General features: G+C 40.9%; 7 protein-coding genes and 1 pseudogene. All 8 read left to right on the forward strand.

Translation table 11 applies throughout. The features are described 5' to 3' along the window. Positions 1-3: 3 nt before the first annotated feature. The 8 genes and pseudogenes from DW947_RS07030 (at position 4) to DW947_RS07065 (ending at position 13,187) form a co-directional block, all read left to right on the forward strand. Positions 4-2,391 (forward strand): ABC transporter permease, encoded by a 2,388-nt coding sequence (locus tag DW947_RS07030; protein WP_057281059.1) that lies wholly within the window; start codon positions 4-6, stop codon positions 2,389-2,391. Positions 2,392-2,402: 11 nt separating this feature from the next. Next, on the forward strand, positions 2,403-4,778 hold the full coding sequence (locus tag DW947_RS07035; protein WP_057281058.1) for an ABC transporter permease: 2,376 nt from the start codon (positions 2,403-2,405) through the stop codon (positions 4,776-4,778). An 18-nt stretch (positions 4,779-4,796) separates the two neighbouring features. Then, positions 4,797-7,196: an ABC transporter permease gene (locus DW947_RS07040; RefSeq protein WP_119958474.1), complete on the forward strand. Its 2,400-nt coding sequence runs from the start codon at positions 4,797-4,799 to the stop codon at positions 7,194-7,196. A gap of 23 nt (positions 7,197-7,219) precedes the next feature. Beyond that, a pseudogene (locus tag DW947_RS07045) lies at positions 7,220-9,576 on the forward strand (ABC transporter permease). Positions 9,577-9,613: 37 nt separating this feature from the next. Next, positions 9,614-10,288 (forward strand): ABC transporter ATP-binding protein, encoded by a 675-nt coding sequence (locus tag DW947_RS07050; protein ID WP_117990467.1) that lies wholly within the window; start codon positions 9,614-9,616, stop codon positions 10,286-10,288. 159 nt (positions 10,289-10,447) lie between these two features. Further along, entirely contained in the window at positions 10,448-10,735 is a 288-nt protein-coding gene (locus tag DW947_RS07055) for a RyR domain-containing protein (protein WP_008664544.1), read from the forward strand. Between the two features lie 24 nt (positions 10,736-10,759). Further along, positions 10,760-11,155, forward strand: a complete 396-nt coding sequence (locus tag DW947_RS07060) for a hypothetical protein (RefSeq protein ID WP_022402415.1) — start codon at positions 10,760-10,762, stop codon at positions 11,153-11,155. Between the two features lie 13 nt (positions 11,156-11,168). Next, entirely contained in the window at positions 11,169-13,187 is a 2,019-nt protein-coding gene (locus DW947_RS07065; protein ID WP_117962504.1) for a hypothetical protein, read from the forward strand. The last annotated feature ends 20 nt before the right edge of the window (positions 13,188-13,207 follow it).

Here is a 13,207-nt window from a genome sequence, read left to right on the forward strand (position 1 = left end):
ATAATGAAAACACCGAAATACGCTTGGCGTTTCCTGATACGCTCAAAATCATACACGGTTATAAACTTGCTGGGGCTCGCCTTCAGCCTTGCCTGCTGCATCATGCTGATGCGATATATACATAGAGAACTGACGGTAGATACACATTGCATAGACCGGGAACATGTCTATGGAGTGGCGAGAGAGATGGAAGGAGATCGACATTTGGGATATATTTCGCATGCAAAAGACAGCATCTATATAGACAAACGCTACATTGACAAGCAGACTTCAATCATCCTGTTGGAAAAAGACTATGTAGTTTATGACCACAACCGCTATTCTGCCCGGGTATTGGTGGCGGACAGTTGTTTTTTCCAATTATTTCCTTATCAGGTAGTTCAAGGAAGTTCTTCGCTCAATGCTCCCGAGTCGGCTTTGTTGACAGAGTCTTATGCCCAAAAGCTCTTCGGAAAAGAAAATCCGATAGGGAAGGTACTGCGCTATACAAATGGAAAGGATGTCACAATATCGGGCGTACTGGCAGCTCCACACAACAAGACATCCTTGCAGTTTGACGTGGTCCTTTCCTCTTTCTTGACCCAGCGTTGGGAACGCCTCCCCATAGAGTTCGTCAAATTCATGCCGGGAGTCAACATCGACCTAATGAATAAAATAGGCAGCCATCCCCGGTGGGTAAATCCCCATTACAAGGAGTACGACAACAGGCAATATACATTTTCTTTTATCCCCGTGGGCGGCATCTATTGGAACAATGTAATCGTAGAATCGGCAGAATGCCCTACGATGTTATCTTCCGGCAACTCTTCCCATATTTATATCCTTTCGGGCGTATGCGCGCTGTTGCTATTGGTAGGAATCATCAATTTTGTAAACATCTACCTGATATTCATGATGATGCGCAGCAAAGAGTATGGCATTAAGAAAGTATTTGGCTTGAGCAGAGGCACACTGTTTCTCCAGATATGGACAGAGAATTTTCTGATAGCCTGCCTTGCACTATTGATAGCCTGGTTTATCATAGAAATCATATCCATGCCTATTGCAAGGTTGCTCAACGCTCCTTTCCCATACACGTCTTTCGATGTATGGCTGTCGTTGACAATAATAATGGCATTGCCGCTGTTGACCTCACTCTATCCTTTTATAAAATACAGTTGCACACCGCCTACGGTTTCTATCCGCAATATCAGTACAAGCTTTCGTTCTGTACGAATTCGCATGATATTCTTATCTGTACAGTATATACTTACTTTTTTATTGATAACACTTTCGTTATACTTCAACAAGCAACTGTCCGTATTACTCCATACCAATCCGGGATTCCGTACGGAAAACATATTGATAGCCAAATTAATATATGAATCCAGCGATATGAATACTTACAGAAGTCCGGATGCCCGCGAAGCACAGCGCAAACGTAAACAAGAAATCGGAAACGCCTTGTCCCAATGCCCTTTCATAGAATGCTGGTACTCCAATTACGAGAATATACTTTCGCCTACCTTCAATGTCACCTACCAAAATAGCAAAGGAGAAAAGGCGACATTGAAACATGAATATGTTTCGCCCGATTTCTTTAAACTATACGGAATCAAGGTCGTAGAAGGAGAAATGCCGGAATATAAAGATAATGAAGATGATAGAAGAAAAACAATTGCCGTCAATCGTTCGGCACTAAAGGCTTTGCATTATGACAATTTAGATGGTGCCATGATTATAGAGGACTACAAGGAAAGGAATAGCACGGACGCGACTATGATTCCTATCTCAACCATAGTGGAAGATTATTACAACGGACATCTCTGTTCCGGCATACAGCCCACCATCTTTGAAATCTATCCGATTCAAAGCGGCGATCTTTTTCAGATAAGTTACACTCCGGGACGGTTAAGCGATTTACTGAAGTTTCTCCGTGATTTGGAATACAGGATTTATGGCAGTGAAACATTCGAATATTCATTGCTGGAAAACGACGTGAAAGCGATTTACCAGAAAGACAAACAAGTCGCTACTATCTATATCATATTTTCCGGTACAGCCATTGCCATCTCTTGCCTCGGGCTGTTTGGCATTTCATTGTTTGACATCAGACAGCGCTATCGGGAAATCGGCATCCGTAAGATTAATGGTGCACAACTAAATAACCTTTATTCTTTACTTTTTCGGAAATATATGGTAGTGTTGGGTATCGCTTTCCTTTTAGCAACTCCTCTTGCTTATTATACCATCAATGAATACACAAGAGACTTTGCAGTAAAGGCCCCTCTTTCAATTGGAATATTTGCTATCGGACTGACTGTCGTTACATTCATTTCGATGAGTACATTGTTCTGGCAAATCCGCAAGGCTGCCAACATCAATCCGGCAAGCATTATGAAAAACGAATAAAAGACACGAATATGAAACTCATACTATTATATATCCGAACATTAAGTAGGTTTAAAGTATATACGGTAATCAATATTATCGGACTGGCACTGAGCTTGGCTTGTGTCATTATTATATTCCGCTACGTGAAGCAGGAAAATGATGTAGATTGTTATAGTCCCAACAAAGACCGGATAGGCATCATGGTGCAGGAATACAAAGATGACAACAATAAAACGGCAGTTATCGGAGGTCCCCTCGAAGATGCAGACATAGAAGCGATGTCCACTTTCGTATGGTTCAATAAAGACTATATCATAAAGGAAGAAAAACATATTGATGTAGAAACGATTGTAGCAGACAGCTTGTTTCTAATAGTGACTGATTTTCCCATGAAATATGGAAAAGCCGAATCATGGGCGGCGTCTCCACAAACCGCCTTTATCACAGAAGAGCTGAGTGAGAAACTATTCGGGAACATAAATCCTATCGGCAAAACCATTGAATACTCTACCGGTGACCCTCTTACGGTGACCGGAGTTATCGGCAAAGACAGAGGGAAACGCTCGCTTCATTTCGACTTGCTTGTTCCTGAAACATTGCAGAAGGATTGGGAGTTCCGTTTCCCGATGAAAATGGCATTAATTCATAAAGGGGCTTCCTTTACGAAGATAAATGCACGGCATGCAGCGTTCCGGCAATCTCCACGTGCTGCGGATGTTGAATTCAGGTATCAACTGCTTCCCATGCGTGAAGTGTATTTTCATCCAGCCATTGATGTTTGGCAGGACATGCTGCAAAGGGGGAATTTACCACAGCTACATCTATTGGCACTTGTTGCTGTACTAATTTTAATTGTAGGCATCTTCAATTTTATGAGTCTTTATACGGTTGTATTATTGAAACGAAGCAAAGAATTCGGACTAAAGAAGGTTTTTGGAAACAATTCAGCACAGCTATTCTCCCAACTATATATCGAGAATTTATGTCTGACACTTGTATCATTATTTATAGCCTGGTTCCTTGTCGAGATTTCCGTCTTTCCCTTAAATAAATATTTTGATGTCATTCAACAACCTAATGGTATATTTGACATAGGAATAACCATAGCTATCCTGATTTTACAGCCATTGACAGCTTCAATCTATCCGTTTTTTAAATTCAAATACAACACGCCTATCCATTCATTACGGAAAATAGGCAGTGGTGAAAAATCGTCTGTTGTAAGAAACCTCTATCTGAGTATTCAGTATATCGTGGCATTCATTCTAATAGTTGTTTCCATGTTCTTCGCCAAACAACTGTATGAAATGACTCATATAGATTTAGGCTATGACACAGACTCTATCGTTAAAGTCCATTTTGAACGCTATGAACGCAAACAGCCTACCACTGAAGCAGAATATCTGAAACAGACCTCCTTGCGCAAAGCCTCCAAAGAAAATATATCCACTGCAATGAATGCCTCTCCTTTATTCACGGCATGGAATTACTCTTTATCCCCTTATGAATATTTCACAGAATCTCCGGTACTTTTCCGTAAGCTCGGAGAAGCCAATTTCAAACAATTGTATTGCATTCCCATAACAGAAGAAGAAATAAGATTTCATGGCTTCCGTTTATCCCAGGGACGTTTATGGGATGCCGACATCGACCATGAAGGTGAAGCAAAACTGATTCTCAATCAAAAAGCCATGCAACTCTTCGGACTCGAAAGCGCAATCAATGCCCGGCTGGAACCCCAACAACCTTTATGGCCGCGTAGGGATTTGAGCCCTTATCAGATTATAGGTATCGTCGAAGATTTTTATTGCGGACATTTATCCCAACCGGTTCTTCCTATAGCTTTTATATACGGTGAAACATATCTTTCACAAATTCCTTTGCAAGCTAAAATTGCTCCAGGACATCAAAAAGATGCCGTTGCCTTCCTGGAAAACCTACACAACGACAATGCTGATGGAGCCTTCAATTATACTTTTGCAAAACAGGAAGTTGAGAATCTCTATAAGTCAGACAAGCAAATAACTATTACCTATTCCTTTTTCGCCTTTATGGCCATTCTAATATCCTCAATAGCTTTGTTTGGATTGTCCTTATTTGACATACAACAAAGATACCGGGAAATAGCTATACGAAAAGTACATGGCGCTACACATAAGGAAATTTTATTGTTATTACTCAAAAAATACATTATCATATTAGCAATGTCATTTTTGATTGCCATTTCTATATCTTATTGGGGAATAACCATTTATCTGAAAGATTTTGCCTACAAAGCCAACATCAGCAGTTGGTTGTTCATTATTGCAGCAATCATCATATCATTAATTTCCATATTAACATTGGTTTATCAAGTAAAAAAGGCTGCACGACAGAATCCGGCGGAAGTAATCAAAAGCGAATAATACAATAATGATACTATTATGATAAGACATTATATTAAAACAGCATTCAGAAACCTATTAAAGTACAAGGCACAGAATATCATCTCTATCATCGGACTGTCGGTAGGTATACTTTGTTTTAGTATCTGCCTATATTGCAGCCGCTATATAAATTCTACCGACAAGTGCTTTACCCACTGGGAACGCATTGCAGACATAAACCTATACACTCCAGCAGAAGAACCTTATTCCGGAACTCCCGCTACGTTGTTTGAGAGTCTGCGCCAATTGCAATTCCAAGAAGTAGAAGCATTTACTTTTGTTGCCTATCCCCGCCCACGTAGCTACAATGTGGAAACTATCGACAAGGAAGAACTGCCTTACGAAGATTTATATGCTATGGAAGTAGATACAGCCTACCATAGCGTGTTCACCCCGGAAGTATTACAAGGTTCATGGGCTGTAGCATCGCAAACTCCCAATGCCGTGATACTGACACGCTCTCTGGCACACAAAATATTTGGTCTCGGAGAGAATCCGATAGGAAAGCGAATGACCTTAGCACAACGGCTTTTCTCTTCACCTAATACCACACCACGAACAGGAGGTACCATCTATACCATACAAGCGATAATAGAAGATATTCCATTGAATACCAGCCTTAGCTTTCTCCAAAAGATTGATATGTTAATCTTGAACGACAGCGAAGGACTTATACAATTCGATGGACGAGACAGTATGACCGGTGGACTTACTTTTGCTCTTCTTCGTCCGGGCAAAACATCCGCGCAACTTGAAGCCAGTTTCCGTGCAATGGACTTGAAGCACACAATATTCAATGAGAAAAATACCGTATCAGCCTCGAATTTCGGAAAACTTTTTCGGGAGAAATCCGTTGCCCCTTACTTTGCCGGAATCACATTCATTGTCGGCCTTTTGATTCTACTGACTGGTCTACTCAACTTTTTTCATTTTTTGACGGGGAGTTATCTGAACCGTTCGCACGAGTTCGGCATTCGTAAAGTGAATGGAAGTAATGGCAACAAACTATTTTGGTTACTTTTTACCCAAGCCATTATCATTTCGTTCATAGCCTTCTTATTGACTTTCTGTCTGATAGAAATATTTACCCCTTACCTTTCATTCTCTTTATTTGATTTCACATTAGTCATTGAACGGGACCTATTATTGATACAGACAATAGAATATATGGCAGGCGTTATTTTACTATGCTTATTACTCTGCTTGTTTACCGTATGGAGGATGAAGCATGCCTCCATCCAGTCAAGTATTTACAAGAACAAATCCAAACGCCACAAACAGAAGATACGAAATTGTCTTTTGGGTATCCAATTTTTCATCTGTTGGTTATTCATAGTCTTTACAGTCGCTTTATATTTGCAGGCTAACAAGACCGGTTCCACACTGTTCAACACACTGACAGAAAAAGAAAAGTCCGAAATCATCAGTATTCCTATGGATTACCGTTTTATGAAAAATGACGAAAAGCTTGCTCTCATAGAGCGCATCAGTCAACATCCGGATATAAAAGATAAAATGCTGACAGATATTAATTATCTGAAAGGTATTTCGGGAACAAGCATGCAGACAGAAAAAGATAACCGGGAAAGTAGCCTTGAAGTCAATATAATGAATGTTCCTAATAACTTTTTCGAGTTTATGAATATCCCCATTCTCTCCGGGCATGTCCTGAAGACAAATAGTGACATGGTAGCAGACCGTAAATTGGTAGAACGTATAAAGAAGGATTTACTGGGAACCACCTTGTACAATTATCAAGATAGCTACACGGTATGCGGCATTTGTTCCGATTTTGTAGCCGACACTTACAATCAGAGCCAGGGCTTCGTCTTTCTGCCTTGTGATTTCAAATATTATGTAGGTCATTGCTATTTGAAGTGTGTACCCGGAAAAGCAGAAGAAGTAGAGGCTTTCGTTAAGAAAATGCTGGAAGAGAATCTTCCACCGAGTATACAATTACACATTTCGACCTTGCAGGAAGACATTCACCAAGCGCAAGCCATCGAGAACAACATGAAAGGGATAATCTTATTCTTCTCATTTGTCAGCCTTATAATCACTTTATTAGGCGTCTATTCGGCAATCACACTGGATACGGAACGCAGACAAAAGGAAGTGGCAATTCGTAAAGTAAATGGTGCAGGATTGAAACAGATTATCATATTGTTTGCCCGTACGTATATTTATCAGCTTGTACTCTCGGCAACAATGGCATTTCCTTTATGTTATACCATACTGCAGTTATGGAAAAACATGTATATCGTATTCTTTAATGACGGCCCGCTATTTTGGATTTCAATCTTCATAATCGTAGCTGTCATTACTACTCTGACTATTATTTTCCGTATTCTGAAAATAGCAAGGACAAATCCGGCAGAAGTCATTAAAAACGAATAAGAAAATATATTTACCTAAAGATTATGACCATACTTACAATCCTAAAAATAATTACCCGCAGTTGGTGGAGAAACAAAGTTTTCTTCTTCATTTCTATAGTCAGTCTGGCTATAGGGCTAGCATGTACAAACTTGCTGTTCACCTATTATGTACATGATTACAATATAGAGAGTGGCAATCGGGACAAGAACCGTATTTTCTGTCTGCGTCAGGATAATCCGATGCAGGACGGAAGCAAGGTGGCCTATGCTGATGCCAATATTCCCCCTATGCTGAAAGAAAAATATGCAGAAGTGGAAGACTACCTGCGTATCAATTCTCTGGTTCCACAATATTGTAAATATGGAGGGGAGATTTACCACGATATAACCTTTATATCTGCCGATACTACTTTGCAACATTTCTTCCACTATCATCCCATTGCCGGTAGTTTAAAGCAAGTATTGGAACAACCGGGCAAAGTAGCACTCAGTGAAGCTTTTGCACATAAACTGTTTGGAGATAAAAATCCATTAGGAGAATTGCTGGAAATAAAAACCATGACTGATACCCAAAGTTATGAAGTGGCAGCCATATTAAAGTCACGGTCACAATCATTGCTCCAATTCGACATGATTACCGGGAATAACAAAGACTTTTGGGGTGGAATGACGTTTCTGAAACTAATTCCAAATACCGATGCCCAACAGTTTACCGAAAAAATCAACCACGACAAGATTCCCACTTTGATTCCGGAAAAGACACAATATTACGTCGACCCTCTGTCCGACATCTACTTTACTACACCGGACTACGATACACAACAACCTCTGCCGTATATCAATCAAAGTAATGTGCAATTATTGTATATCAGCCTTGCTGCCGCCTTGTTGGTACTTATCATAGCCTGCTGCAACTATACCAACATGAGCCTGAGCCGTGTATTGCAACAGCTCAAAATGATACATGTGGAGAAACTGATGGGAAGCAGCTTGAAGGATATCCGCATCCAACTGTTTGGTGATGCATTCCTCACTGTGCTGCTGGCATTCGGATTATCTTTACTCATCATCAACGACTGTCTGTCTTTTTTCAATGGATTATTTGCATCCCATTTAAACGTACATTTCTTTTTCAGCCTACAGATGCTACCCTTGTTAGTGCTCTTTGTACTAGTTATGTCCATTGTCCCTGCCTGGTATATCAGCCATAGACTTTCACAACTCTCATTCAGCGAATACAAGACACTTTACGGAGGTAAAAAGAAACAACGTTTCATAGCTTTGCTGGTCATTCTTCAGTTTTCCATTTCTATAGGGCTGATATTCGCTACTCTCGTTGCCAATGAACAAATCAATCTCATCAAGGAACGGGCCTACTGTTACGAAAATCGGATTGAAATAGGAGATTTCAATGCCGCACCGGCTACAATACTTAAAGAAGAGCTGGAGAAACATGTACAAGGAATAGAGTCCATCGCCCTGTCACAAGGCTCCATATTGAATTCATGGATACGTGAGCTATCCATCAAACAAGCCGACGGTACGGAAAAAAGTTCCTACCTATTAATGCTGTATAGTGATGCCAATCTGGTAAAAACGATGGGGTTCAAACTCTTGTCCGGCAACGCTCCCGAACAACTGCAAAAACAATATGCCTATCCTGCACTGGTCAACGAAAGCTATGTCAGAATGCTGATTCCAGCAGGAATAAATGCCATTGGAAAACCTTTGAAAGAATTTGACCAGTCTGCCGATTCTTTATACATCATCGGCGGTGTATTAGAGGACTTCCCGTTCAGTTCATTGGAAAATGAAATTACCCCGGTCATACTTTACCTTCCACCTACAGAGAGAATGTCGGGTGCCAACTATCTGCAGATTAAGCTGATTGAAAGCAATAAACAAGAAACACTACATCAAATAGCCCAAATATGGGAAAAGATGAATGAAGGGGAGATATTTCAATACACAGACATGCACCAAGACTTTATGAAACGCAATGGTAAAGTCTTGTCTCTCTCCAAACTCCTTATCGCCTATTCTCTGATTGGCTTGATATTGACCTGCTTCGGCTTATTCGGCATTTCATGGTATGCCACTCGCCAGCGTATCCGCGAAATCAGCATTCGCAAGATTCATGGAGCAACATCCCGACAAATCGTGCTGTTGCTGAATAAACCATTCTGCCTGCAAATTCTGCTTGCATATATTCTAGCTGTCCCCATTGTCTATTGGCTCATGCACCATTGGCATGAACAGTTTGCCTATAAAGCCCCTTCACCGTTATGGACTTTCTATTGCCACTATGTATTGTCTGGATAATATCTGCCGTCACAGTGTGTCTGCAAAGTTATTTGCTGAACAAAACAAATCCGATTGACTGCATCAAATCCGAGTAAGAAATAATATATTTATAACCCATAAAAACAAAGCATTATGATTAAGACAGTAAACTTACAGAAGATTTTCAAGACCGAGGAAGTACAGACTCTGGCTTTGAACGACGTAAACATTGAAGTGAAAGAAGGGGAGTTTGTTGCTATCATGGGACCTTCAGGCTGCGGAAAATCCACTTTACTGAATATCCTCGGTCTGTTGGACAATCCTACATCCGGAGAATATTACTTGAATAGGACGGAAGTATCCAAATATACAGAAGCCCAACGTACCAACTTGCGTAAAGGAGTCATCGGCTTTGTATTCCAAAGTTTCAACCTGATTGATGAGCTGAATGTATACGAGAACATCGAACTGCCGCTACTCTACATGGGCATTCCTGCCACCGAACGCAAGCGCCGGGTGGAAACCGCTATGGAGCGTATGGCAATCATGCACCGCAGCAAGCACTTCCCGCAACAACTGTCCGGCGGACAACAGCAACGCGTGGCAATCGCCCGTGCAGTCGTATCAAACCCTAAACTGATACTTGCCGATGAGCCTACCGGTAACCTCGATTCAAAGAACGGAAAAGAGGTAATGGAACTACTGAATGAACTGAATAAGGAAGGCACTACGATTGTCATGGTGACACACTCACAACATGATGCCGGATTTGCCGGACGCATCATCAATCTGTTTGACGGGCAGGTAGTGACGGAAGCTAACTTATAATTCCCGCTTCTCCCGATTTATATGCAGGTTGCAATGTTTTTTCCATTGTAATCTGCATGTTTTTTTGGAAATAGCTTTCCTTTTTTTTGTTTCTGTCGTCCGAAATGCCTAATATTGCTACCAATAAACTTTTTACTTCCACATTTTAAATAACAGAAAATGAAAACATACACACCGTCCCCTTTGAACACAGAAAATATCACTTTACCGGATAATTTGACAGAACTCACAGAAGCCATGGCACGCAATGTGCATGAAGTATGGGCTTTGGGAAGAGTGAAAGAAGGATGGAAATACGGAGAGACACGCAATGATGAATTAAAGACACATCCCGGACTTGTACCATACGAAGAGTTACCGGACTCAGAACGGGAATACGACCGGCAAACAGCCATACAGACACTGAAACTGATTATGAAACTGGGATTCGACATACAGAAGAAATAATAATCCAATATCTATTATAGTACTATGAGGACGAGTGAGAACAAGTATTATCCTATCCGGCACTGGTGGAAATTCGTGATTCCTGCCTTTATCATTCTCTTTCTGGTTGCAGCATTGATTGTGACATGCACTACATTCCAAAACCTTATTCAATTCTTTCCATCGCGTGGAATGACCTACCTGATGACACTCCATGCCATCATTTCCCTTAGCGTATGCATCTGTTTTTTTCTATGTATCAAGAGATTAATAGATGTATTCTCATTGAATCTGGAACAAGAAAGAAACATTCTTGCATCCTTGTATCAGGAAAAAGAAAAACGGGAGATTATCAATAACGATGAGAAAGAAATCAATAAACTGAAAGAGAATATCAGAAAAGAATTGAAACAAGAAACTGAAAAAAAGGAAACTGCCTAATGACAAAACAAATATGAATCTGCTAACAAGACTTTTTGCCCTTCATTTTGACCGCTCTTTTTCCGGAAAAGGATGGAGGCAGCTTGCTTGGCTTTTCGGAGTCATAGTAACTGTTTTCTTATTGATATATCTGGTAAGTTTTGCATTTATCTTTCCTGAGCCGTCTCTTGAAGAATGGACCGGTATTGATAAAGACGTACCTATGGGGCGTTTGCTTCAGTTGATTTGTCTGTTCATTGATCCGGGGAATATTGTGGAAGTACCACCTTATCTGCGTTGGTTCTCTCTATTGGTCGTAGTGCTGGGATTAATTTTGTTCTGCGGATTATTGATATCCGTAATCTCCAATATGCTGGAACGCAGAGTTGAGCGATATCGTGAAGGCGATATCGTTTACCCTTTGCAAAACCACATCGTCATTATCGGTTTTGACAACATGGTCCCCACTCTTATCCAGCAAATTTGCGATGACACACATTATGGGAATTGCCATATTCTGATTCAGAGTACCCAACCGGCACAAGAAATCCGTAGCAAAATCCATACGGAACTGGATGCCAAAAATGAAAAAAGAATTGTGGTGCTGCGTGCCCGGCGCGACTCTATCGAGGAGTTGGAAAAACTCTATACTACCAAAGCGCGCGAAGTATTCCTTATCGGAGAGAGGAACGAACATGACCATGACTCACTGAACATAGACTGCCTGAAAAAGATAGTTGACATTCATAAACGATGCAATAAATGTTCCCTCATACCATTCACCGTTCTTTTCGAATATCAGACTACTTTTGCCGCTTTCCAACTGACCGATTTGTCTGCCGAATGGAGAAAATATATAGAATTCCATCCCTTTAACTTCTACGAGGGCTGGGCCAAAAAGATATTGGTAAGCCGGCAATACGGAAAAGGGGAGAACTGCATTGAATATCCTCCTCTCGACCGTGAGGCAATAACCTACGAAAGCGAAAAACATGTTCATCTTGTTATCATCGGTATGAGCCGTATGGGAGTGGCAATAGGAGTGGAAGCTGCCCATCTGTTGCATTTTCCAAACTTCTGCCGGGACAAGAACATAAAAAGTGTCATTACCTTCATTGATGAAAATGCCGACCGGGAAATGAATTTCTTTTGTGGACGATACCGCCATTATTTCGAGATATCGTCTACCCATTATTACGACATGAGCAAGGACGAAAGGCACGAGAGATTTGTCCTTCCCACCCGTTTTAAAGGAAAAGATGCAGACTTTCTGGATGTGGAATTCGAATTTATCAAAGGCCGTGCGGAAACTCCTGCCATCCAGAACCTAATTAAAGAATGGGTACATGACTCAAGCCAGGTATTGACGATTGCCGTCTGTCTCAATTATCCTCCTCAAAGCATGGCAATGGGATTATATCTGCCGGACGATGTATATGATGAAAACATCCCAGTTTTTGTCCGTCAGGAAACCTCCAGTGCACTGCTCAATATGCTTAACAGTAAAAAGAAAGATGAAGCGATTCATAAATATTCCCATGTTTTTCCTTTTGGAATGCTGGACAACTGTTACGACTTGGACAAAAAAAGCCGGAGGGAGGGACAAATCATCAATTATATATACGATTTCAAGAATAAATATGGAAATGTGCCTCAATCATGCCCACCTGACAATGAGCTGAAAGACTCATGGAACAAACTGTCCGTATCCCTTCAGTGGTCCAATTTGTACAGTGCATATTCCATTAGTCCCAAGCTACGCTCCATAGGCATTACGGATGGTTACGTGAAACTGGACAACGACCAGATAACATTGCTTGCCGAAGTCGAACATAACCGTTGGAACATGGAGAAGCTGCTGCTTGGCTTCCGTAAACCCACCGCCGAAGAAGAAGAGTTAATCTATGGCAGCAAGGAAATGGGAGACATCTTCAAAAAGAAACGCTTTGTGCATCCCGATATACGTCCGTATGATGAATTGAAGGAAAGCTCAAAAGCGTATGACAGATGTATCACAGCCGGCATTCCGCTAGTCGTAAACAACAACACATAGGAAGTAACCAACACTATATT

This window comes from Bacteroides sp. AM44-19 (assembly GCF_003603395.1).
In the GTDB taxonomy this organism is placed as follows: domain Bacteria; phylum Bacteroidota; class Bacteroidia; order Bacteroidales; family Bacteroidaceae; genus Bacteroides; species Bacteroides uniformis.